This is a genomic window from Halobiforma nitratireducens JCM 10879 (genome assembly GCF_000337895.1).
Classification (GTDB): Archaea; Halobacteriota; Halobacteria; order Halobacteriales; family Natrialbaceae; genus Natronobacterium; species Natronobacterium nitratireducens.
Genome location: NZ_AOMA01000018.1, coordinates 1 through 21,692 on the forward strand (window position 1 = coordinate 1; position 21,692 = coordinate 21,692).

The window sequence follows — 21,692 nt, forward strand, 5'->3', positions numbered from 1 at the left end:
CTCGAGTTCGACCGACTCGATGACCGAACCGACAGCCGACCCCGACGAAGCCGCCGAGCCGGCCGAGGCCGCCGGCCCGACGGAAGAAGACGCGGCACCCACTGCGGAGAAGACACCTGACGAGACATCCACGGAGAGCGAGGCGGGTGAGCCTGTCGACGACATCAAGGGTATCGGTCCCGCCTACGCCGATCGACTCGCCGACGCCGGCGTCGAGACGATCGCCGACCTCGCCGATGCCGACGCGGCCGCGATCGCCGACCAGACGGACATCTCCGAGAAGCGCATCCAGGGCTGGATCGACCGAGCCGAAGTTCGCTGATCGACAGCAAGTCGCCGGATCGATCCCCTGTCTGGTCCACTCTCCTTTTCCCATCTGCGGTCCCCGCTTCCGACGTTTCGAATGTGTCTCCGCTCGAGACCCCCACAGTTCCGCCGGCGGTTCGTGGATCGAAAAACGATTAGTCGCCCGTTTCGTTCGGGGAGATATGAGCGATCCGCGCGTCGTCACGACGCTCGACGCGTTTCGGGAGGCGGTCCGGGGTGGAACGGCGGGAAACGGCGACCACGACCGAGACGATCGATCGGGGGGCTCGCCACGCGTTCGCGCGCCGGTCGAGGTGCAGGTCTCGGTCGACGATCCCTTCGTGGCCTACCGGCGGGCGCGGGGTAGGGATGGGGACGGGCGCGAGCATGAAGACGAAGACGAAGACGAACACGGACACGAGCACGAACGCGAGAAACAAACCAGCAGCGCTTTCCTCGAAACCACCGGCGGCCAGCCCGGATGGGGATACTTCGGCGTGGACCCGATCGACCGACTGACCGTCGGCCCGGACGCGGCGATCCGCGAGAGCAACGGGGCGACACACGACCAGTCGCCGACTCTCGCCGCCCTCGAGGGACTGCTCGCCGCCGACAGACTCGTTCGCGGAAACTGTGACATCCCGTACCCCTGCGGTGCCGTCGGGTGGCTCTCCTACGATGTCGCCCGTGAACTCGAGGAGTTACCGTCGTCGGCCGTCGACGATCGCGGACTCCCTCGGCTCGAGGTCGCGGTATACGACCGACTGGCGGCCTGGAAACTGCCGACCGGAAGCGACGGGGACGCGACTGGAGACGAAGTCACCCTCCGGGTGGCCGCCTGTCCGCGAGTCGACCTGGCAGGAGTCCAAAGCGGGGAGGAAGACGACACGCTCGAGGCCGCCTACGAGCGCGGTCGCGAGCGCGCCCTCGAACTCGCCCGTGCTGCCCTCGAGGGCGATCCAGCGGCCGGCATCGGAGCGCCGCCGGCGGACGCCGACGAGGCGACCTTCGAGAGCGACTGCGGCCGTGAGGCCTTCGCAGAGCGCGTGACCCGCGTCAAGGAGTACGTCCGCGAGGGGGACACGTTCCAGACGAACGTCTCCCAGCGGCTGACCGCGCCCGCGGCGGTCCACCCCGTCGAAGCCTACGACGCCCTGCGGCGGGTCAATCCCGCGCCTTACTCCTGTCTGCTCGAGTTCCGGGCCGCGGATCTGGTGAGTGCGAGTCCGGAACTGCTGCTCGAACGCGACGGTGAGTTCGTCCGAACCGAACCCATCGCCGGCACCCGACCACGCGGGGAGACGGCCGCGGAAGACGCCGCCCTCGAGGACGACCTTCTCGCGGACGAGAAAGAACGAGCCGAGCACGCGATGCTGGTCGATCTCGAGCGCAACGACCTCGGCAAAGTCTGTGCGTACGGCTCCGTCGCGGTCGACGAGTACCGCCGGATCGACCGCTACTCGGAGGTGATGCACCTCGTCTCGAACGTGACCGGTCGGCTGCGGGACGGCGAAACGCTCGCGGACGCCATCGCGGCGGTGTTCCCCGGCGGGACGATCACCGGCGCGCCAAAGCCACGAACGATGGAGATAATCGACGAACTCGAGGCCACCCGCCGTGGCCCCTACACGGGCAGCGTCGGTGTCTTCGGGTTCGACGGCCGGGCGACGCTGAACATCACGATCCGGACGCTGGTCAGACACGAGACCGAGTACCACCTCCGGGTCGGTGCCGGCGTCGTCCACGACTCCGACCCCTACCGCGAGTACGACGAGACGTTGGACAAGGCCCGTGCGCTCATCAACGCCGTCGACGAGGCACTCGGCGAACGGGCCGGAATGGCCCTCGAGACGGACGGTGGCTCGAGCGGTGCCGTACTCGAGGACGAGGTAGATGGGGGTGAGGGCGATGAGTGACGGGACCCGTATTCTGGTCATCGACAATTACGACTCGTTCGCGTACAACCTCGTCCAGTACGTGGGCGAAACGGCCGACGAGGTGGTCGTCAGGCGCAACGACGCGATTGCCCTCGAGGACCTCCGAGAGATCGATCCGGCGGGGATCGTCGTCTCGCCGGGACCCGGCACGCCACAGGAGGCGGGCATCTCGATCCCGCTGTTCGAGGAGACCGAGTATCCCATCCTGGGCGTCTGCCTCGGTCACCAGGCACTGTGTGCGGCCAACGGCTCGTCCGTCGTCCACGCGCCCGACGTGGTCCACGGGAAACCCTCGACAGTCAGCCACGACGGGACGGGCATCTTCAAGGGACTACCCGAGACGTTCCAGGTCGGGCGGTACCACTCGCTGGCCGTCGAGCGTGGAGAGCTGCCCGAGGCTCTCGAAGAGACTGCCAGGACGACCGACGAACGCGGCGTTCTGATGGCGGTCCGGCACCGCGAGAAGCCCCACCTCGGCGTCCAGTTCCACCCCGAAAGCATTCTGACGCGGGGCCACGACGACGCCAGCGGCGACGGCATCTCGCTTCGAGTGGGGAAGCGGATGGTCGAGAACTTCTGTCGGTTCGCCGCTCGAGTCGGAGAGTGAGACGGACGACTGTGGAGCGGGCACTCGTGATGCGAGGCTGTCGGCGACTATCGGTCGTCTGGCGTCACTCGTCGTGATACTGCTCGAGTAACTCCTGTCCACGCTCGAGTCGATCTGCTTGCTCCGTTTCGGTACGAGTCCGCGCCTCGAGGCGTTCTCGATAGGCTGCCAGCCGCTCGGCTACGGCGTCGTCGTCGGGATCGATGTCATCGGGAAGCCGTTCGCGGAGCCAGTCGTCGATCTCCCACCCGTCGTGTCTGTGTGGGTACACCGTCCAGTCGTGGTAGTGGTCGGCGAGGTCGTCCCACAGTCCGGCGTCCCGCAAACTGTCCCTGACCACCGCGAGCCCGACACGTGCGCCGTTGCCGGCGGCGATCAACACCTGGTGTTCGACGCCGGACAGTCGACCGGTAGCGTACAGCCCGTCGACCGCTGTCCGCCCAGCGTCGTCACACGGGACGTAGTACTCGAGGTTGTCGTGTGTCGCCGGGCCGCAGTAGAGCGCCCCGTCGGCGATCTCCTCGAGGTAGTCGTTTTCCGAACCGGACGCCGCAACGACCCGACGAGTGGTGATCGTTTCATCTACTGTGTCGACAGCGAAGCCAACGCCGTTGCGACGAAGCTGTTCGACGCGTCTGTTCTCGACGCGACAGCCTGCGTCTCGTGCCTGCTCGGTTGCGACCTCGAGGAAATCCGCCGGATCGACGTTCGTCAGACCGAGGTAATTCTCGAGGAGACTACAGCGCAGCAATGCCGTGTGTCCACCCCGGAGGACCAGCGTCTCCAGTCCGTGACGGGCGGTAAACACCCCTGCAGCGAGCCCGGCGGCACTTCCGCCGACGATCACCACGTCGTGGTCGAACGCCATCGATTCAGTGGCCGGCTGATCCGTCTCCGTTCGTTCGTCGCTTTCGTCCATTGTTGCGTTGTCTTCGTCCGGTTGTTCGCTGATCGTTCTCACTCGATTTCCGCTACGGGATGGATTCCCAGCCCGTTAGGCCCTGGCTCGATGCAGGCCTCGACGCGGAAGACTTCGGCCATCAACTCCTCCGTGACGACCTCCGATGGCGGGCCACTGTCGTACACGCTGCCGTCCTCGAGCGCGACGAGGTGGTCACAGACGCGGACCGCCTGTGAGATGTCGTGTAGCACCACGACGACGGTCATCTCGAAGTCGTCGCTCAGCGACTGGATCACCTCGAGCAGCCGAACCTGGTGGCGCAAGTCGAGGTAGGTCGTCGGCTCGTCGAGCAACAGTGCCCGTGGCTCCTGTGCGAGGACCATGGCGATCCAGGCGAGTTGGGTCTGTCCGCCCGACAGCGATCCGACCGGACGGTCACGGAGTGTCTCGATTCCGACCGCCTCGATCGCCTGGTCGACGGCCCGCCAGTCCTCCTCGGTCATGGTATCGAACAGCCGTCGGTGTGGATACCGGCCGTGCCTGACGAGGTCCTCGACAGTGAGGGATTCCGGTGCCACGTTGTGCTGGGAGAGCAACCCGAGTTCACGCGCGAGTTCTTTCCGCGAGTACTCCTCGAGGTCGCGTCCGTCGAGGACGACCCGACCGGTAGTCGGCTCGAGTTCACGTGCGATCGCTCGCAGTATCGTACTCTTGCCGCTGCCGTTCGGCCCGACGAGGGCCGTCACTGCGCTCTCGGGAATGCTGAGCGTCTCTCCGTCGACCACCGGTTCCGCACTCGCGTCGTACTCGAGGACGAGGTCGCGACACTCGATGTGGTCGGCGCTGTCGCGTCGGTCGGTCGTGTCCTCGCTCGCGACCGGCCCCCAGCCGGGATCGTCAGCGGTTGTGGGTTCGGTACCGTCTTCGTAACTGCTGTTTCCGATCATGGCTCGAGGTGTGCAGTAACGAGGTCGCGGCCGCGCTCGACGCGTTCGCGCCGTTCGGATTCAGTGATCTCCCTGTTCTCGAAGCGCTCGACGACATCGTCGATGACCCACTGGATTCGTTCCTCCGGGATAGCGTCGTCGTCGGGCACGGTTTCTCGTATCCACGACTCGACGCGAGGCACCCAGTCGTCGTCGCGTCGTTCACGAACGACCCAGTCGGTGTACTGGCGCGCGATCTCGTCCCAGTATCCCCGCTGACGTAACACGTCGGTGACGAGGGTATGGCCCGCCTCTGCGCCGTCCCCGGCACAGATGATCGCCTGGTGGGTCGCATCCGCCAATCGTCCGGCGACGTAGAGCCCGTCGACCTCGGTTCGGCCACCCTCGTCGCAGTCGACCGTGTGGGTATCCTCGTCGTACAGCGTCGGATCGAGCGACTCGAGGTAGTCGCCGTCGATCACGGTTGCGGTGATCACGTACTGCGATCTGGCTACCGTCCCGTCGATCGTCTCGACGCGGAACCGCTCGTCGGGCTTCTCGATCGCGTCGACCATCTCGGAGTGAACCGTTGCTCCCTCGTGGGCCACCTGCTCGCGCCCGAGTTCGAGGAACGTGGACGGATCGATACCGCCCGGAAAGCCGAGGTAGTTCTCGAGGTGAGCACACCGTGATATCGCCGACCGGCCACACGCAAAGACCGCGGTCTCGAGGCCGAACCGTGCGGTAAAGATCGCTGCCGAGAGGCCGGCGGCTCCGCCGCCGACGACGAGCACGTCGTAGTCGTGATCGGTGCTGTCGGTACTGTGTCGTTCGCTGTCGGTTGCTGTCATAGTTCTCCGAGGTGCTGTTTGCGTTTCATCAGGTAGAGGAAGTACGGGCCGCCGATGAGGCCGGTGAGGATTCCAACGGGGAGCTGTGAGCCGCTGATCGCGAGTCTGGCACAGACGTCGGCGACGACGAGCAACGCGGGCCCGACGAACAGACACCCCACAATGAGGGCTCTGTAGTCGCTGCCGACGATCGTCCGGACCATGTGGGGGACGATGAGCCCGACGAAGCCGATGATCCCGCTGACGGCAACGCTCGCACTGGCCGCAACGATGGCGACCGCCGAGAGGCCAAACCGTGCGCGCTCGACCGACATTCCGAGCGATCGTGCGGTTCGCTCGCCGAGCAACAGGACGTTGAGTTGGCGAGCGCCGACGATCGAGAGGGACACGGTGAGCACCGTCCAGGGAACGATGAGTCGCATCTCGCTCCAGCCGGCCCCGCTCAGCGTGCCCGTTGTCCAGGCGAGTGCTTCCTGGACGGTTCCCAGATCGTCGACGAAGAAGTAGAGGCCGGTCTGTACCGAGCCGAAAACCGTGCTGACGATCACGCCGGCCAGGACGAGTCGAACCGGACTCGTGCCGCCGTTCCAGGCGATTGCGTAGACCAGCAGGAACGCGAACGCGCCGCCAAGCGCGGCAAAAAGCGGAAGATACGCGGCCAGCCCGCCGAAGACGACGAGCGTGAGCAACACTGCGAGCCCGGCACCCGAGGACACCCCGAGAATGTATGGGCTCGCGAGTTCGTTCCGCGTCACCGCCTGGAAGATCGCACCCGAGATGGCGAGGTTCATCCCGACGAAAACCGCCACGAGCACGCGCGGCACCCGCTGGGTCCAGACGATCAGCGACTCCGTCGGCAGGTGTGCCAACTCGCCGCCGAATACGAGCGCGTACAGCGTCGACGGACTCGCGAGTACCGCCGGATCGAAGACGATCCCCCAGACCTCCGTAATCGAGACGGAGTAGTCCCCGAAGGTGATCTGCACTGCACCCGCGACCACGGTAATCGCGAGACTCGCCAGACACACCGAGAGTAACGGCCCGTCGACCCACTCGAGGCGACCGCCCGAACCCACCTGTCGGTCGGCGGTCGTGGCGGTCGGGGACCGAGGCCCAGACTGTCCTGTCTTCTCACTCATCGCGGGCTATTCCTCACGTCTACAGTGGGCGCTTTCGGGGCTGTAGTCGGTAATCTGTCCGAGTAGTTCGAGGCCGTCTGTCGTCTGCCAGAGTTCGGTGATGCCCGCATCGGTGAGCCGAACCTCGAGGACCCCTGTGACGACGACTGTCGAGCCACTCGGCTCGACTCCGCGAAAGACGCCCGCGTGCGTGCCGGTCATCGTAAATCGACAGATCACCGTCGTTCCCTCCGCGATCAGCGATTCGATCGCCACCGAGAGGTCCGGAAACGCGTCGTGGAACGCCTCAAGTACTTGCGTCTCGAACGCGTCAGCATCGAGCCCGGTCCGGGACACGTTTGGAGTATGAACGAGCGCGTCAGACGCGAGCATGCGTCGGACCGTCGTTCGGTCGTCCTTCTCGAAGGCGGCGAGGACGAACTCTTCGACCAACTCTTTTTCAGCCTCGAGTGAACTCATCCGAGCCCCTCCCCACGAACGATCTCGTCGATCCGGTCGCGGTCGAACAACTGTTCGTCGGTCGGCACGTCACCGAGCCCGGGGTAGTCGCCGAACTCGTCGGGGTAGAGCTGTTTCGCGAGCATCTCCGTCTGGAACGTGTTCACGATTGGCCCCTGGTCTGGACTCCCACCAACGTAGAACCTGCCCGAGTCGACACACGACAGTTGGCTGCCGAGCGTGTCGTCTTCGAGTTCCTCGAGGGTCTCGGCGACGCCGTCGGGATCGAACAGGCCGTGTCGCCAGACGAAGACGTCGGGGTCGATCTCGAGCAGCAGTTCCATCTCGGCTTGGACGCGACCACTGCCGTGTTCGGCGACGGCGTCTCGAGCACCGAGCTCTCGATAGTGCATCTCGCCGTAGGTCCGCTGGGGTGCATCGGCGAACGTATCGAGGTGCCAGGTGCCGTCATGGAGGGAGCCGACCGCGACGGTCGGTCGCTCTGACTCCGGCGGCAGGCGGTCTCTGACCGTTTCGCGGACCTCCCTGTTGAGCTCGAGGATCGCCTCGGCACGCTCCGTCTTCCGGAAGGCTTCGCCGTAGCTCCTCGTGAATTCGGAGAGTGTCAGGTACGGGTAGTCGCCGTCGGGCCAGGTCGGCCACCCGTCGGCCCGTTCGCTTTGACTCTCGTTGTGCAGAAACGGGCCGACCCGTCCGACGAACCGATCGACCTCGTCCTCGTCGAACTGGGTGTAGTGGATCAGGTAGTTCGGATCGATCGCCGTGAAGTCGGGTGCGAGGTCGTACAGACGCTCGAGACGGATATCCCAGTCGTCCGTGTGCAACTCCTCGATCTCGGCGGGGTCGATCGAGATGGTCTCGAGTTCGTCGTAGAAGTGCGTGTGTCCAAACACCGAGTAGTTGCTATACATCGCGGCGAGCGCGTCGAGTTCGTCGAGCGCTGCGGCGATGTCGACGACGAAACCGAACCGCCCGACGAACGTCTCGGGGACGGTCGCGAACTCGATGTCTCCCATCGGCTCCATCGAAACCGTATACGCTTCGTCGGTTTCGCGGGGATCGTCGTCCGACGCTCCGTCGGTACTCGAGAGACAGCCTGCAAGGGCACCTGCGAGTCCGGCTCCACCGGCAGTGAGTAGCTGCCGTCGGTTCAATTGCTCCTCCATCGGGCGACAGTACAGAACTCTTCGATAAATTGATTTTGTATTAAATCAATCTGGCTTTCATATGTCTCTCGAGTTACTGTCTGATCGGCCGAGTCGAGAAATCGCCATCGCCAACTGCCAGATCGGTGGGTAACAACGAACTCAGTCTCTCTCGGTCGGGCGTGTCGTAAATCGCGGGCTCTCTCGTGGTCGACGCGTGTCACGACGATCGGACAGTGGGTTCATACTGCTCCGAGTGTCACGACGAGACGAACCCGATCCGAGTATCCCATGACCGATGACCCCCTCTACCACGTCGACGACGACCTCGTTCCCGCAAGTGAGGCGACCGTCAGCGTCGACGACCGCGGTTTCCGATACGGCGACGCGGCCTTCGAGACGCTGCGAGCCTACGGCGGCACCGTCCTCGACTGGGAGCGCCACGTCGAGCGCCTCGAGGCCACCTGCGAGACCCTCTCGCTCGAGCACGGCCTCTCCTCTGCCGACCTCCGAAGCCGGATCGACGAGACACTCGAGGCAAACGACCTCGAGGACGCCTACGTCCGGCTCTCGATCACGCGTGGCGTCCAGCCCGGCAAACTGACGCCTCAGTCCGAGGTCGACCCCACGGTCGTGATCTACGTCAAACCGCTCCCGCGGGGCGGTCTCGAGGGCGAGACCGTCTGGGGCGAACCGGCGACGGTCCACACAGTCGAGACCCGCCGGATTCCCGACGAGGCGATCCCCGCGAGTGCGAAAACGCACAACTACCTGAACGGCATTCTCGCACGCGCCGAACTCCGGCGTGCGGACGGAACGGTCAGAGCCGACGAGGCGCTCATGTGCGACCTCGAGGGACACGTCGCCGAGGGGGCCACGAGCAACCTGTGTTTCGTTCGCGATGGCACGTTGCATACCCCCACGACCGACGGCCCCGTCTTGCCGGGGATCACCCGTGAGACGGTACGCGAGTTGGCTTCCGAAACCGGCGTTCCGGTTCGTGAGGCGACCTACGGGCTCGCGGACGTGCTCGAGGCCGACGAGGCGTTTCTGACGAACCGGACGTGGGAACTGCGGCCGGTCGCGACGCTCGACGGCGAGCCGATCGGTGGCGGGCCCGTTACCGACCGTCTCGCGCGGCTGTACGACGAGCGTGTCGAGAAACGGTGTTATTAGTGAGGCCTCGAGTTCGGTTCTCTCTCGGTGAATTGTCCGAACGATAGACCTGCATATCCGGAGTGGGAAACGGTGTCGGAAAGAGAGGAAGCGTTCTGCTACCGTGGCAACGGGGAGTTGCCACATCCTCCCCAACCGATTCACTCGCTCCCTTCGGTCGCTCGCTCATCCCTCACGTGCCATCGTCGAGCGGTCTCGTTCTCACTCGACCGCTCGACAGCACGCGCCACTGCAAACTGGCAAGGGTAGCTACGCTCTGGGAGACGATTCGGCTACGTTCTGCGATCCGAACGGTTATCCTCCGCAGTTCCCGACGAGGCGTATGAAACTCTCCGCAGTCGACCTCTCGCCGGTGCCCGACGACGGCACCGCGACGGACGCCTACGAGCACACCGTCGAGGCCGCCCAGCAGGCCGAAAAGCTCGGCTTCGAGCGGTTCTGGGTCGCCGAACACCACGGGATGACCGACATCGTTGCGGGGACGACGCCCGAAGTGTTGCTCGGCCACCTCGCCGCCGAGACCGACTCCATTCGGCTGGGATCGGGAGCCGTGTTGCTCAACCACTACAGTCCGTTCAAGGTCGCCGAAACGTTCGGCGCGCTTTCCGCGCTCGCGCCAGGACGCATCGACGCTGGCCTGGGGCGGGCGAACGGCTCGCCGGCAACGGACCACGCACTCGAGACCGAGCGCCGCGTCGAGAACCCCGACGAGCGACACGAAGCGAAAATCGAGGCCGTCGTCAGCCACCTCTTCGACGACTTCCCCGACGAGCACGCCTACAGCGACCTCGAGATCGTACGTTCCGACGCCGAGCCGCCGGTCCCCTGGGTGCTGGGCTCGAGCCCCTCGAGTGCAGCTATCGCGGCGAAGCTTGGCCTGCGATACTGCTTCGCGGCGTTTATCCGCCCCGGGCTCGCGACGCAGTCGTTCGAGACGTACCGCGAGCAGTTTCGGCCGTCGCCACTCCCCGGCGGCCTCGAGGAACCAGCAGGAATGGTCGCAGTCAACGCCGTCTGTGCCGAGACCGACACGAAAGCGGCCCGCCAGCGTGCGGTCGCGGAAGCGTCGTTCCGTCGCATCCAGCGCGGTGAGCCCCCCGCGAGACCGACCGTCGCCGACGCCATCGACGAACTGGGCGGCGTCCCCGACCCGACGCCCGCGTCGCTCCCTGCCGACGAGTGGCCCCGGGCCGTCTCCGGCAGCCCCGAGACGCTCGCCGACCTGCTCGAGAGACTCGCCGCGGACATCGGCGTCGAGGAGGTGATGATCCAACAGGCCGTCGCGGATCACGAAACCGCGCTCCGGTCACACGAACTGCTCGCCGAGGGCGTCGGCCTCGAGACCGCCTGATATCGTCTACAGGCGGAACAGGCCGAGTGCCTCGGGGTCGTACGGAAGACGTTGTCTTCCGTGATGACGAGACGCCGAAGGCGTCTCGGACCGCTTGACCCCGAGATGGTTCACCGGCGAACCTGGATCGAACGAACGCAGTCGATGACGGGCAAACGAGAGACCGTGCCGGGTGAAGACGGCCCGATCACCCGTCCGAGACGAGCCGCGAACGGGCGGGGTCCGACCCCGACGAGTCGCCGACATCGTGCGGTTCGAGCAGTTGGAGACGAGTCCCCTCGAGTTCGAGCACGAAGTCGCTCCCGAAGGCCGTCGCGGGGGTCTGGAACCCGGGGTCGACGTTCACGTTCGCGGCCCCATCTCCGAGCACGCGCTCGCTCGCCGCCAGTGCAGCGTCGACGGTCAGTGCGTACGGGTTCGGAGTCTCGAGGCGTGCTCTGGCGCGGCGGCCGGTGTCGTCGACGACCTCCCCCCAGACGACTGCCCGATCGGTCGCGAGCTCCCGCTCGTCCGGTCCGTCGAACGCGGCGTCGGTCGCCCGTTCGAGGAGCGTCGCGACAGGTCCAGCGTCACAGAGGCAGCCGGCCGAATCCAGCAACGACAGCGCCCGCGACGCCCACGGCGGCACGGCGAGGTAGACCTCGACTGACTCGAGACCCGTGCCGTGAGCCGCGGTGACGACATCGCCGAACGGCACCGTGACGGCGTGTTCCGGACCTCCACCAAAGTCGATCTCCCGCGTTCGAAACGCCGCCGGTACCTGTAGAAGTCGGCCGTTTCGCCGAACGACGCCGCCGTCGCCGACGCTCTCGAGGGCCGTCCGGGCCGTTCCTCGTGAGAGCGTGCTCTCGCTTTTGATTCCAAGCGAGAGGCGGTCGCCGGTGGGCAACTCGTCGGCGAGAAACGCCGCCAGGCAGTCGGTGGGGACCACGTCGAAGCCGACGCCGGGCAACAGCGTGACGCCGGCCTCGCGGGCGCGGTGGTCCCGCTGGCGGAGCCGCTCGAACACCGAACACTCGCCGGTGATATCGAGGTAGTCCGTGCCCGTCTCGAGGCAGGCTTCGACCAGCGGTTCCGCGGTATCGACGAACGGGCCCGCACAGTTGAGGACGGCGTCGACGTCGTCGAGTGCGGCAGCGACACGCACCGTCTCGGTTCCTACTCGTCCGCGTTCGGCCGCCGACTCGAGCGCGAACGTCCGGCCCTCGAGACCCAGGGCCTCAGCCTGGGAGTGGACTTTCCGACGGTCCCGACCCGCGACGATCGGCGACCATCCCTGTGAGACGGCCGCCGATGCGAGCAGGCTCCCGGTGTACCCGTACGAGCCGTAGACGAGCAGGGAGTTCATACGCTCCGTTTCGTCCTACCGTTGTTAAAACTCCGTCAGACGCACGGCGGACGATCGACGACACGAAGAGTACGTCTGCGAGCAGGCGCGAGCCGCTATCGTCGCGCCCTCGAGCCGAAACGTTCACGACTCCCGACTGAAAACGGAGCGCCGATGGAAGCCGAGTCACGGATCGCGCCGCTCGAGGAAGTACCCGACGAATCGACGCTGCTCTTTCGCGTCGAACCCGCCGACCCCGATGGAGATGGTGACGAACGGGAAGCGATCCTCGTTCGCGATCCCGACTCCGCGTCGGACGCGACCGTCGCCTGTTGGCTCAACTACTGCCAACACCTCACACACATCAAGCTCGACAAAGGGTCGGGCGCGGCGATGCGAAACGGCGAGATCGTCTGTGAAAACCACGGTGCGTACTTCGAAGCCGACTCGGGGTACTGTACGTACGGTCCCTGTGAAGGCGCGACGCTTTCCGAGATAGAGGTCTCCGTCGCGGACGGCGACGTCTATCTGACCGACGACGACTACGCCTTCGTCGGTCGAGGACCGATCGAGGACGAAGCGAACGCGTCCGATCTGACGTCGACGTCGAACGTCGAGTTTTGAGGGTCACGCGCCGTTTCCGGGGCCAGTTCCTGGGCCTGGACCAGGACTTGAACCTGAACCTGAACCGGCTCCAGTACCTGCATCAGCGCCAGCACCGGCATCAGCCCGCTCCCGAAGTCGCGCCGGCGACACCAGATCCCGTTCCTGGTCGTACTCGAGCAATCCGGCGTCGACCAACCGCGGGAGGTGGTCGTGATACAGGGAGATGTAGACGTTGGCAACCCGTTCGGCCGACAGTTCGCGGACGGCGTCACCGGTTTCCCGCACCGCAACCTCCTCGGCCGCGTCGGGGAGCGTGATCGCTTCGCCGTAGGTACGCATAACCTGCAGGAACAGCCGCCGTCGCTCGCTCGAGAGGAGGTCGAACGCGTCGTCGATCGCCTCTGACGGCACGTTACCGGCCGCTTTCTCGCCGTCTCGCTCGTCGTCACCGTTGCGTTCGCAGTCGACGCCGTTTTCGCCGTCGTGTTCGCGATCCTCGAGCCACTCGAGCAGCGTCAGCGTGAGCTCCGCACAGTCACACTCGGAGTTAGACGTAGTAGTCATCGTAGGTCTCTCCCTCGAATACGCGACGACGGCCGACGCTTGCGACGAGAAGCCGTCAGAGCGACCGTCGCGCCCCGGCCGTCCGAGGGTTCGTACCGGGTTGACGCCTGCCCAGTAAATATTAGTGTCGGAAGCGTCCTCGATTACCAGCGTCTGTGACGGTCACAGGGCCAAGCAGTCCCGCCTTTCGGGTCACTCGATCGTAAACGTCGGCTCCGCCACCGACTCGCTCTTGCAGGAGGGACATCGCGAGGGGAGGTTCACGAGGTCGTCGAAGTCGTCGAACCCACAATCCCGGCAGGTCGGGGGAGCGACGAGCAACTGTTCGTCGTCCCCCTCGACGGAGCGGGAGACGTGTTCGACGTGTCCGACCACGGCGTGGGGAGTCAGGTCCAATTGGTCGGCGAGTTCGCTCGGGGTCGCCGGCTCGGCCCGAAGCGCGTCGGCGAGGCGCTGTCTCGTCGTTCGATCGGCTTCGCGCATATGTCCGGAAACGGCGGTGGGCCACTTATACTGTCGGAACCGGTCCGGCCGAGTGACGGACTCTCCCTCCGTCAGACTCGACACTCCGCCGAGGGCTGGCGACCGGTGAAAGGGCAAGTGACTTACATCCGTCCGTCGAACTCGAAGCTATGAAGGCCGTCGTTCTTGCGGGCGGATACGCGACCCGCATGTGGCCGATCACGAAACATCGGCCAAAGATGTTCCTCCCGATCGGCGACTCCACCGTCGTCGATCGCATCTTCGCGGAACTCGAGGCGGACGATCGGATCGACGACGTTTACGTCAGCACGAACGAGCGGTTCGCCCCGGATTTCGAGGCCCACCTCGCGGACAGCGGGTTCGAGAAGCCCCAGCTGTCGGTCGAGGAGACGACCGACGAAGACGAGAAGTTCGGCGTCGTCGGCGCGCTCGCCCAGTTGATCGACCGCGAGGGGATCGACGACGACCTGCTCGTCATCGCCGGCGACAACCTGATCAGTTTCGACGTCGCCGACTTCCTCGACTACTTCCAGGAGCGGTCGGCCCCGACGCTGGCCGCCTACGATGTCGGTTCCCGGGAGAAGGCCACATCCTACGGGCTGGTCGAACTCGAAGACGACCGCGTCGTCGACTTCCAGGAGAAACCCGACGATCCCAAGAGCACGCTGGTCTCGATCGCTTGCTACGCGTTCCCGCAGGGGTCGCTATCGTTGCTCCCGACCTACCTCGAAGAGGGGAACAACCCCGACGAACCCGGCTGGTTCGTCCAGTGGCTCCAGAATCGCGAGCCGACCTACGCCTACACCTTCGAGGGCGCGTGGTTCGACATCGGGACGCCCGAGAGCTACCTCGATGCCGTCGCCTGGCACTTAGACGGCGAGTCGCTGGTCGCCGACTCCGCGACGCTCGAGAACGCCACCATCGGGGAGAACGTCCACGTTATGGAGGCGGTAACGCTCGAGGAGACCCACCTCGATCACGCGGTCGTCTTCCCGGAGGCGACGGTTCGCAACGGCGATATCCGGCGGTCGATCATCGACGAGGGAACCCATCTCGAGGAGTTAGACCTCGCAGGCGCGTTGATCGGGGCGCACACGACGATCACGAACGGTTCGCCCAAGTAACGGTAACGGTAACGGTACCGGTACCGGTAACGGGACCGTCGCCCGATCGGCGGTCCGACCCCGCATACGCGGTAAACCTTTAATCGGGCAGAGCCCTTATCACCAGATATGCTCGAGGCCCTCTTGGGGAACGTGCCACTTTTGCTCCTGTCGGTGGGGCTCGTACTGATGTTGCTCGAAGCCCTCTCGCCGGGTGCACACCTCATCGTCATTGGGGTCGCGCTGGTCGGGGCTGGGCTGATCGGCCTGGTCGTTCCGGGCCCGGTGAATCTGTTCGTTCTGGCGGCGTTGACGCTCGGTATCGGAGCCGTCGCGGCGTACATCTACAACGAGTTCGACTTCTACGGCGGCAAAGGCACCGCCCAGACGTCCGATTCGGACTCGCTTGCGGGCACGACCGGCTACGCCACCGATCGGATTACGAACCGTGGCGGCGAAGTGAAACTCGACCAGGGCGGGTTCGCACCCTACTACAGCGCGCGAACCACCAGCGGGACGATCGAAGAGGGCGAGGAGATCATCGTCCTCGACCCCGGCGGGGGGAACGTCCTCACCGTCGAGTCACTCGGTGCGATCGGCGAAGACGAGATCGACCGCGCGCTCGCCGAAGCCGCGGAAGAAAACGCCGATTCAACGGCCGAATCCGATTCCCAGGTGCAAAACCAGGACCAGAACCGAGAACCGAACCGATCGGACGATACGTCCGAGGCGACCGGCCGCGACGCGCTCGAGAACGGCGGGGAAGTCGAGCGCGAGACCGAAAAGTCCGGGTAGTACGTCTTACTTGCGCGCGACGATCGCTCGAAGTCGAACCTCGGCCAAGTAACCGGTAACGGTTACCAAATGTTGGAAAGACAAGAGAACGTTTTTCCCTTCACCGCCATAAGGGCGGAATATGGTCGTAGAACTGTTCCCCATGCAAGCCGGCGGTGCACTGCTGTTCGTCGGAGCCCTCGTACTCGTGGTCGTGATCGCTGCGCTGTTGAGTGCGATCGAGATCGTCGACGCGTACGAGAAACGCGCACTGACCGTCTTCGGGGAGTACCGCAAACTCCTCGAGCCCGGTATCAACTTCGTCCCACCGTTCGTGTCGAACACGTATCGGTTCGACATGCGTACGCAGACGCTGGATGTCCCGCGACAGGAAGCGATCACCCGCGACAACTCGCCGGTGACCGCCGACGCCGTCGTCTACATCAAGGTGATGGACGCCAAGAAGGCGTTCCTCGAGGTCGACGACTACAAGAAGGCCGTCTCCAACCTCGCCCAGACCACCCTGCGTGCCGTGCTGGGTGACATGGAACTGGACGATACGCTGAACAAGCGCCAGGAGATCAACGCGAAGATTCGTCAGGAACTCGACGAGCCCACCGACGAGTGGGGAATCCGCGTCGAGAGCGTCGAAGTCCGCGAGGTCAACCCCTCGAAGGACGTCCAGCGCGCGATGGAGCAACAGACCTCCGCGGAGCGGAAACGCCGTGCCATGATTCTCGAGGCACAGGGTGAACGCCGCAGTGCCGTCGAGAAGGCCGAGGGTGACAAGCAGAGTGAGATCATCCGCGCCCAAGGTGAGAAGCAGAGCCAGATTCTCGAGGCCCAGGGTGACGCCATCTCGACCGTCCTGCGCGCTCGCTCCGCCGAGTCGATGGGTGAACGCGCGGTCATCGACAAGGGGATGGAGACGCTCGAGCAGATCGGCCAGAGCGAATCCACGACGTTCGTCATGCCCCAGGAACTCACGTCGATGGTCGGTCGGTACGGCAAGCATCTCACCGGCAGCGACATCAAAGAGGACGGCGACCAGCTCGAGAGCCTCGAGTTCGACGACGAGACGCGCGAGCTGATCGGCCTGGACGACATCGCGGAGATCATCGGCGAGATCGACCAGGAAGCCGAGATGGATGTCGAAGCGATGGAACAGGAAGCCCAGGCGATCAAGGAAGGCGAAGATCCTGCGAAAATCTCCGATCCGGAAGAAGTGATCGAAGAGATGGACCAGGAGTTCCAGGAGGCCGACCCGGCACCGGAAGAGACGCAAAACGACTGAAGACCGGATTGGAGGACGGCCGCCGAGGCCTGCTTTTCAATTTTCGACGCCCGAGAGCGACAGCACTGGCCGTGAAGCCGGCGACGCCTCTGGTCGCTTCTCGTGACGGTCAGCTTTCGATGAACGAAGGGGAGCGAAACCTGTTTTACCCGGGAACCCCATTTGGACGGTAGACCGACATGACATCGCCCGACGGGGTCGACGACGAGAAGCGAGCGACCCTCCGCCGGTTTGCCGCCCTCGGTGCCAGCGCGTCGATTGCTGGGGCTACCAGCGCCAGCGCCGCTGGGAAGGGTGCTGCCGACGACGAGGCGGGCGACAGCGACGCCCGCGACGCGATCACCGGCTACCTCTCGACGACCCCTGGTGCGCACTTCTCGAAGGTTCGGGACGACCTGCAACTTGGCACGGGGGAAACCCAGCACCACCTGCGCCGACTCGAGGAAAACGGTACCATCGAGCGCTACAGCGACGGCGATTACAAGCGATTCGTTCCCGCCGGACGGTTCGACGAGTTCGAAAAGCGTGCGCTCGGCTATCTCCGCCGGGAGACGCCCCGCGGCATGCTGATCGAACTACTGACCGATCCCGACGCCTCGGCCGGTGACCTCGCGGACGCCCTCGAGGTCTCCTCGCCGACCGTCAGCAAGTACGCCGGCGAGCTCGAGGAAGCCGGCCTCCTCTCCCGGGAGGACGGCTACGCGGTCGAGCGACCGGAAACCGTCCTCCTGCTGGTCGTCCGCTATGCGGATTCGTTCGACGAGCGAGCGACGACACTGGCCGGAAACGCGGACGGACTACTCGAGTACGACGGAAACGCATGACGAGAGATGGCGGACCCGATTCGACCGACGAGTAGGGCCACCCTACGACCCGTCGAATCCGATACCGGACGATCGGCTAGCCTTCGCAGTCTACGATGTCGAACAGCCCCGATAGCGACTCGAGCTCGTAGGTCGCGTCCGGCGGTCGCTCGAGAGCGTCGTTGTGAGGGCGTCGAACGAACGCCGTCTCGAGGCCGGCGGCCGTCCCGGCGACGACGTCTTTCGGGGAATCACCGACGTAGAGGCCGGTCGAACCACCACCGTCCCCGATCACGGTCTCGGCTGCGTGTTCCGTTTCCAGTTTCGAGAGGGCGTCCTCGATGTAGTAGGGCTCGGGTTTCCGACGGCGATATCCCTCGAGCGTCGGGTCGCGTCCTCTGACGATGTCGAACGAGAAGTCGTAGTAGTCGGCCACGAACGCGGCCGTCTGGTGGCGGTTGTTGCTCACCAGGCCGATCGTCAGTCGGTCTGACAGGTCCCGGATCACGTCGATATCCGGGTACGTTCCCCGCTCCCCCGTGCGGAGCCGTTCGTGAGTGCCACGAGAGGCGTACTGTTCTTTCAGTTTCCAGAATCGGTCGGGATCGATCCCCAGTTCCTCACAGCAGTCGATGATGGCATCCGGGCCGCCGTGTCGGAACGTCTCTTGCTGGGCCGACGTGAGGTCGGTGTCCGGCTCGAGACCCAACTCGGCGATCGCGGCATCGGCCGCGTTGGCGTACACTGCCGGAGCCGTTCGGCGACCGTCCAGGATGATACCGTCCATGTCGAACAGAATCGGGTCGGTCATCGTCGACTACTCACGTCGTCGGTCGGAGGGAGGATAGTCGCTTCGGAGCCGGCGGCTGGGGGATTCGAGTCGGTCTGGAGGAGCGCGACTCGAACTCGAGGTGTCCTAAAGCGGGTGTCTCCAGTGGTAGACCACGAACGCGGACGTGCACGGAAGCGGGAACGCGAACGACCCAGCCTAAAGGTTCACTTTCCAGGTCGTACTCGAGGAGTAGCCCCACTTCTCGATCTCGACGTCGTAGTCGCCCTCCTGGAGGGCCGTTATGTTCGACCCGACCTCTTTGGCCGTCATACCGAGTTCCTGGCCGATGAGTCGGGACTTGAAGTAGGTCTTCGTCGCGGCGTTCTCTCGGAGGTACTGGAGGATGCGCTGTTGTTTGCTCGTGAGGTCGGGGGCGGCTGCACTTGCACTGGCACTGCTCATACTCGTCCGGACGACAGGAACGCCCTTAGGGGGTTTGGTACACGAGGTTAACCCGACGCCCTCTTGCAATTTTCGGACAAAGTAAGGGCTGAATACTGCCGGCGAAAGCTCGTGTTGGTACGGCCGGTTAACGATCACGATTATCCGACTGTCAGGACGGCAGATCGTTTCGTCGATCAAGCTCTCGTTTCGTTGGCCCCGTTGGCGACCGGGCGACGGTATGTCGGTGTTCAATCCCAGCAGACATCGCTTCGGTCGCGATAGTACGCCGACCGGAGTGGGCCGAACGCGCACGCGACGGCCTCGCCCAGCGCCTGTGTTCGGTCCGTCAACCCCCCGGTGAGTGCTCCAGCTGCTCCTTCCGACTCGGCGATGCCGTCGGCATCCAGAAGATCGTCCATTACCGGCCCCAGTTCCGCGCCGCTATCGAGTCGATCCGCGACCTCGGCTGGAAGCCGTAGCGTCGGTCCCGAGCCACGCTCGAGCCGGCGACCATCCGTGGCGGCGGCCCACATGACGAGCGAGAGGCCGGGGACACCGTCGATCCGTGCGACACCGCCTTCGAGCCCGACACCGTAGTCGGCATCAGTCGTCGAAAGCGCCCGTCGGGCGCGGTTCTCCGCACCCGTTACCGTCTCCTCGATCGATCGCGGCTGTTCCGACACGCCGGAGTCGACTCCGACCGAGGTGACGTTCGGTTCGAACCGCTCGAGGGTCCGCTCGACTGCCTCGACTTTCACCGGGTTCGTGCTCCCGACTGCGATCCGCATACCGGTCGTTCAGCCTGGAACCGATTTGGGGCCTCCGTTTTCCGGCCGTCACTTCCTCCCAAATGAATGTTCTGATAGATCATGCCAGAACGAACGAATTACCGCCTTTCGAGTGTTGTCGGACCGCGATTCCGAAAGCATTATACCTCGAGTCTCTGAACGGAGTAGGTAACGAATCCGTCCGGGCTTTTGCGATCGTTCGTCCGGACAGCACCCGCCATCGTATGACCAACACACAATCGAACACGAGAGTACGGCGTAACGAACGAGAAACGACCGACGAAACGACCGAAACCGAAAGCGAAGATACCGACCTCGTCTGCCCGGAGTGTGCAGGCAACCTCGTCGTCGACGACGAACACGGCGAAACAGTCTGTGAAGACTGTGGCCTCGTCGTCGAGGAAGACTCCGTCGACCGCGGCCCAGAGTGGCGTGCGTTCGACGCCGCCGAGAAAAACGAGAAGTCCCGCGTCGGCGCGCCGACGACGAACACGATGCACGACAAGGGGCTGTCGACGAACATCGACTGGCGAAACAAGGACGCCTACGGGAACTCGCTTGGTTCGCGCCAGCGCGAGAAGATGCAACGCCTGCGCAAGTGGAACGAGCGGTTCCGTACCCGCGACTCGAAAGAGCGCAACCTGAAGCAGGCGCTGGGCGAGATCGACCGCATGGCCTCCGCGCTCGGACTCCCCAACAACGTCCGCGAAACCGCCTCCGTCATCTATCGCCGCGCGCTCGACGAGGATCTGCTCCCCGGCCGCTCGATCGAAGGTGTCTCCACCTCCTGTGTCTACGCCGCCGCCCGACAGGCCGGCGTCCCCCGTAGTCTCGACGAGATCGCCGACGTCTCCCGCGTCGAGAAAAACGAGATCGCTCGTACGTACCGCTACGTCGTCCGCGAACTGGGCCTCGAGGTCCAGCCTGCCGACCCCGAAAGCTACGTCCCACGTTTCGCCTCGGGGCTCGACCTCTCGGACGAGGCCGAACACCGCGCTCGCGCGCTTCTGCAGAACGCCAAGGAGAAAGGCGTCCACTCGGGCAAGTCGCCGGTCGGTCTCGCGGCCGCCGCCGTCTACGCCGCCGCACTCCTGACCAACGAGAAGACCACGCAGGCTGCCGTCTCCGACGTCGCCGACATCTCCGAAGTCACGATTCGGAACCGCTACCACGAACTCCTCGAGGCCGAGGAGACGCTCGGTCTGGCCTGAACGGCTCGCGACTGTTGCCGGAGCGACACCGTTTTTCTCCCGGTCGCCTACCTCGGTAGTATGGACTTCGACTCGTTCGTGCTGGCCGCTTCGACGGCCAACCTCGCCGAAGAACCCGCTGCCCGTGAGCACGCCGACGCCATCGAGTTCCGGATGGATCTCGCCGAGGCTCCGCTCGCGGCGCTCGAACGCTACGACGGCGACCTGCCGATCCTCGCGACGAACCGTGCCGAGTGGGAAGGCGGCGACACAGCGGACGACGGGCGTCTCGAGACTCTCGCCGAAGCGAGCCGCTTCGAAGCCGTCGAAGCGATCGACGTGGAACTCGCAGCGATGCGGGGCGGCGACGCCGACGCCCTCCTCGAGACGGTACGGGATCGCGAACCGAACGTGGCCGTCGTCGCCTCCGCTCACGATTTCGGCGGGACCCCACAGGAGTCCGCGATGATCGAGACGCTCACCGACGCCTGTGAACGGGCGGACGTGGGGAAACTCGCCGTCACCGCACACGATCGGGCCGACGCGCTGGCCGTGCTGTCCGCGACTCGTCGACTGACCGCCGAGGGGAAGCCCGTCGCGACCATGGCGATGGGCGAGGCCGGCAGCCACACCCGCGCAGTCGCGCCCGTCTACGGCTCCAGAATCGGCTACGCACCTGTCGATCCCGAAAAGGCAACTGCGCCGGGCCAGTACGACCTCGAGACGCTGGCACGGCTCGTCACGAC

Annotated in this window: 23 protein-coding genes and 1 pseudogene; 12 read left to right on the plus strand and 12 right to left on the minus strand. The window is 65.0% G+C overall.

Annotated features, from left to right (window positions below):
• The 3 genes from C446_RS02270 to C446_RS02280 all read left to right on the plus strand — a co-directional run.
• A partial coding sequence (locus C446_RS02270; RefSeq protein WP_006671434.1) for a helix-hairpin-helix domain-containing protein occupies positions 1–322 on the plus strand: 322 nt, incomplete at its 5' end.
• 166 nt (positions 323–488) lie between these two features.
• Positions 489–2,222, plus strand: coding sequence for an aminodeoxychorismate synthase, component I (pabB, locus tag C446_RS02275; RefSeq protein ID WP_006671435.1), 1,734 nt, complete (start codon positions 489–491; stop codon positions 2,220–2,222).
• Positions 2,215–2,850, plus strand: coding sequence for an anthranilate synthase component II (locus C446_RS02280; RefSeq protein WP_006671436.1), 636 nt, complete (start codon positions 2,215–2,217; stop codon positions 2,848–2,850). Before pabB ends, C446_RS02280 begins: the two co-directional genes overlap by 8 nt.
• Before the next feature lie 64 nt (positions 2,851–2,914).
• Here the strand turns inward: C446_RS02280 and C446_RS02285 are convergent, their stop codons facing one another.
• The 6 genes from C446_RS02285 to C446_RS02310 are packed head-to-tail and all read right to left on the minus strand — an operon-like array spanning position 2,915 to position 8,292.
• Positions 2,915–3,811, minus strand: a complete 897-nt coding sequence (locus tag C446_RS02285; protein ID WP_006671437.1) for an FAD-dependent oxidoreductase — start codon at positions 3,809–3,811, stop codon at positions 2,915–2,917.
• Positions 3,808–4,698: an ABC transporter ATP-binding protein gene (locus tag C446_RS02290; protein WP_006671438.1), complete on the minus strand. Its 891-nt coding sequence runs from the start codon at positions 4,696–4,698 to the stop codon at positions 3,808–3,810. Before C446_RS02290 ends, C446_RS02285 begins: the two co-directional genes overlap by 4 nt.
• Positions 4,695–5,528, minus strand: coding sequence for an FAD-binding protein (locus tag C446_RS02295; protein ID WP_006671439.1), 834 nt, complete (start codon positions 5,526–5,528; stop codon positions 4,695–4,697). Before C446_RS02295 ends, C446_RS02290 begins: the two co-directional genes overlap by 4 nt.
• The gene (locus C446_RS02300) at positions 5,525–6,667 is read right to left on the minus strand and encodes a FecCD family ABC transporter permease (RefSeq protein ID WP_394295202.1); all 1,143 of its coding nucleotides are present in this window, start codon (positions 6,665–6,667) and stop codon (positions 5,525–5,527) included. Before C446_RS02300 ends, C446_RS02295 begins: the two co-directional genes overlap by 4 nt.
• Before the next feature lie 6 nt (positions 6,668–6,673).
• Positions 6,674–7,126 carry an ester cyclase gene (locus C446_RS02305; protein WP_005581630.1) on the minus strand — a complete coding sequence of 151 codons (453 nt, stop codon included), beginning with the start codon at positions 7,124–7,126 and terminating at the stop codon, positions 6,674–6,676.
• Positions 7,123–8,292, minus strand: a complete 1,170-nt coding sequence (locus tag C446_RS02310; RefSeq protein WP_006671441.1) for an ABC transporter substrate-binding protein — start codon at positions 8,290–8,292, stop codon at positions 7,123–7,125. The genes C446_RS02305 and C446_RS02310 overlap by 4 nt, the downstream gene beginning before the upstream one ends.
• A 270-nt stretch (positions 8,293–8,562) precedes the next feature.
• Between C446_RS02310 and C446_RS02315 the strand changes: the two genes are divergently transcribed.
• Both C446_RS02315 and C446_RS02320 read left to right on the plus strand, forming a co-directional pair.
• Positions 8,563–9,447 (plus strand): aminotransferase class IV, encoded by an 885-nt coding sequence (locus C446_RS02315; RefSeq protein WP_006671442.1) that lies wholly within the window; start codon positions 8,563–8,565, stop codon positions 9,445–9,447.
• A gap of 322 nt (positions 9,448–9,769) precedes the next feature.
• Entirely contained in the window at positions 9,770–10,798 is a 1,029-nt protein-coding gene (locus C446_RS02320) for an LLM class flavin-dependent oxidoreductase (RefSeq protein WP_006671443.1), read from the plus strand.
• Positions 10,799–10,985: 187 nt separating this feature from the next.
• Here C446_RS02320 and C446_RS02325 read toward each other — a convergent pair whose 3' ends face one another.
• Positions 10,986–12,146, minus strand: a complete 1,161-nt coding sequence (locus C446_RS02325; protein ID WP_006671444.1) for a saccharopine dehydrogenase family protein — start codon at positions 12,144–12,146, stop codon at positions 10,986–10,988.
• Positions 12,147–12,299: 153 nt separating this feature from the next.
• Between C446_RS02325 and C446_RS02330 the strand changes: the two genes are divergently transcribed.
• Positions 12,300–12,749: a Rieske (2Fe-2S) protein gene (locus C446_RS02330; protein WP_006671445.1), complete on the plus strand. Its 450-nt coding sequence runs from the start codon at positions 12,300–12,302 to the stop codon at positions 12,747–12,749.
• A 111-nt stretch (positions 12,750–12,860) separates the two neighbouring features.
• Here C446_RS02330 and C446_RS02335 read toward each other — a convergent pair.
• Positions 12,861–13,295: pseudogene (locus tag C446_RS02335) on the minus strand (DUF7344 domain-containing protein); the annotation flags it as partial.
• 192 nt (positions 13,296–13,487) lie between these two features.
• On the minus strand, positions 13,488–13,778 hold the full coding sequence (locus C446_RS02340; RefSeq protein ID WP_006671448.1) for a transcriptional regulator: 291 nt from the start codon (positions 13,776–13,778) through the stop codon (positions 13,488–13,490).
• A 149-nt stretch (positions 13,779–13,927) separates the two neighbouring features.
• Here C446_RS02340 and C446_RS02345 point away from each other — a divergent pair, with 149 nt between their 5' ends.
• The 4 genes from C446_RS02345 (at position 13,928) to C446_RS02360 (ending at position 17,773) form a co-directional block, all read left to right on the plus strand.
• On the plus strand, positions 13,928–14,902 hold the full coding sequence (locus tag C446_RS02345) for a sugar phosphate nucleotidyltransferase (RefSeq protein ID WP_006671449.1): 975 nt from the start codon (positions 13,928–13,930) through the stop codon (positions 14,900–14,902).
• 108 nt (positions 14,903–15,010) lie between these two features.
• Positions 15,011–15,676 (plus strand): hypothetical protein, encoded by a 666-nt coding sequence (locus C446_RS02350; protein WP_006671450.1) that lies wholly within the window; start codon positions 15,011–15,013, stop codon positions 15,674–15,676.
• A gap of 121 nt (positions 15,677–15,797) precedes the next feature.
• Positions 15,798–16,949 carry an SPFH domain-containing protein gene (locus C446_RS02355; RefSeq protein WP_049919984.1) on the plus strand — a complete coding sequence of 384 codons (1,152 nt, stop codon included), beginning with the start codon at positions 15,798–15,800 and terminating at the stop codon, positions 16,947–16,949.
• 179 nt (positions 16,950–17,128) lie between these two features.
• Positions 17,129–17,773: a winged helix-turn-helix transcriptional regulator gene (locus C446_RS02360; RefSeq protein ID WP_006671452.1), complete on the plus strand. Its 645-nt coding sequence runs from the start codon at positions 17,129–17,131 to the stop codon at positions 17,771–17,773.
• Positions 17,774–17,849: 76 nt separating this feature from the next.
• Here the strand turns inward: C446_RS02360 and C446_RS02365 are convergent, their stop codons facing one another.
• The 3 genes from C446_RS02365 to C446_RS02375 form a co-directional block, all read right to left on the minus strand.
• Positions 17,850–18,563 carry an HAD family hydrolase gene (locus C446_RS02365; protein WP_006671453.1) on the minus strand — a complete coding sequence of 238 codons (714 nt, stop codon included), beginning with the start codon at positions 18,561–18,563 and terminating at the stop codon, positions 17,850–17,852.
• A gap of 177 nt (positions 18,564–18,740) precedes the next feature.
• On the minus strand, positions 18,741–18,986 hold the full coding sequence (locus C446_RS02370; RefSeq protein ID WP_006671454.1) for a DUF7123 family protein: 246 nt from the start codon (positions 18,984–18,986) through the stop codon (positions 18,741–18,743).
• A 230-nt stretch (positions 18,987–19,216) separates the two neighbouring features.
• Positions 19,217–19,756: a DUF84 family protein gene (locus C446_RS02375; RefSeq protein WP_006671455.1), complete on the minus strand. Its 540-nt coding sequence runs from the start codon at positions 19,754–19,756 to the stop codon at positions 19,217–19,219.
• 224 nt (positions 19,757–19,980) lie between these two features.
• Between C446_RS02375 and C446_RS02380 the strand changes: the two genes are divergently transcribed.
• Both C446_RS02380 and C446_RS02385 read left to right on the plus strand, forming a co-directional pair.
• A complete protein-coding gene (locus C446_RS02380; RefSeq protein WP_006671456.1) occupies positions 19,981–20,967 on the plus strand; it encodes a transcription initiation factor IIB in 987 nt (328 codons plus the stop codon).
• Between the two features lie 60 nt (positions 20,968–21,027).
• Positions 21,028–21,692 (plus strand): type I 3-dehydroquinate dehydratase (locus tag C446_RS02385; protein ID WP_006671457.1); only part of this gene is annotated, 665 nt, incomplete at its 3' end.

Excerpts from the sequence above, each read along its gene's own strand:
- C446_RS02330 (WP_006671445.1), top strand. The coding sequence starts at position 12,300 with ATGGAAGCCGAGTCACGGATCGCGCCGCTCGAGGAAGTACCCGACGAA.
- C446_RS02320 (WP_006671443.1), top strand. The coding sequence starts at position 9,770 with ATGAAACTCTCCGCAGTCGACCTCTCGCCGGTGCCCGACGACGGCACC.
- C446_RS02375 (WP_006671455.1), bottom strand. The coding sequence starts at position 19,756 with ATGCGGATCGCAGTCGGGAGCACGAACCCGGTGAAAGTCGAGGCAGTC.
- C446_RS02290 (WP_006671438.1), bottom strand. The coding sequence starts at position 4,698 with ATGATCGGAAACAGCAGTTACGAAGACGGTACCGAACCCACAACCGCT.
- C446_RS02360 (WP_006671452.1), top strand. The coding sequence starts at position 17,129 with ATGACATCGCCCGACGGGGTCGACGACGAGAAGCGAGCGACCCTCCGC.
- C446_RS02380 (WP_006671456.1), top strand. The coding sequence starts at position 19,981 with ATGACCAACACACAATCGAACACGAGAGTACGGCGTAACGAACGAGAA.
- C446_RS02315 (WP_006671442.1), top strand. The coding sequence starts at position 8,563 with ATGACCGATGACCCCCTCTACCACGTCGACGACGACCTCGTTCCCGCA.
- pabB (WP_006671435.1), top strand. The coding sequence starts at position 489 with ATGAGCGATCCGCGCGTCGTCACGACGCTCGACGCGTTTCGGGAGGCG.
- C446_RS02325 (WP_006671444.1), bottom strand. The coding sequence starts at position 12,146 with ATGAACTCCCTGCTCGTCTACGGCTCGTACGGGTACACCGGGAGCCTG.
- C446_RS02365 (WP_006671453.1), bottom strand. The coding sequence starts at position 18,563 with ATGACCGACCCGATTCTGTTCGACATGGACGGTATCATCCTGGACGGT.
- C446_RS02295 (WP_006671439.1), bottom strand. The coding sequence starts at position 5,528 with ATGACAGCAACCGACAGCGAACGACACAGTACCGACAGCACCGATCAC.
- C446_RS02370 (WP_006671454.1), bottom strand. The coding sequence starts at position 18,986 with ATGAGCAGTGCCAGTGCAAGTGCAGCCGCCCCCGACCTCACGAGCAAA.
- C446_RS02350 (WP_006671450.1), top strand. The coding sequence starts at position 15,011 with ATGCTCGAGGCCCTCTTGGGGAACGTGCCACTTTTGCTCCTGTCGGTG.
- C446_RS02300 (WP_394295202.1), bottom strand. The coding sequence starts at position 6,667 with ATGAGTGAGAAGACAGGACAGTCTGGGCCTCGGTCCCCGACCGCCACG.
- C446_RS02345 (WP_006671449.1), top strand. The coding sequence starts at position 13,928 with ATGAAGGCCGTCGTTCTTGCGGGCGGATACGCGACCCGCATGTGGCCG.
- C446_RS02355 (WP_049919984.1), top strand. The coding sequence starts at position 15,798 with ATGGTCGTAGAACTGTTCCCCATGCAAGCCGGCGGTGCACTGCTGTTC.
- C446_RS02280 (WP_006671436.1), top strand. The coding sequence starts at position 2,215 with ATGAGTGACGGGACCCGTATTCTGGTCATCGACAATTACGACTCGTTC.
- C446_RS02305 (WP_005581630.1), bottom strand. The coding sequence starts at position 7,126 with ATGAGTTCACTCGAGGCTGAAAAAGAGTTGGTCGAAGAGTTCGTCCTC.
- C446_RS02310 (WP_006671441.1), bottom strand. The coding sequence starts at position 8,292 with ATGGAGGAGCAATTGAACCGACGGCAGCTACTCACTGCCGGTGGAGCC.
- C446_RS02340 (WP_006671448.1), bottom strand. The coding sequence starts at position 13,778 with ATGCGCGAAGCCGATCGAACGACGAGACAGCGCCTCGCCGACGCGCTT.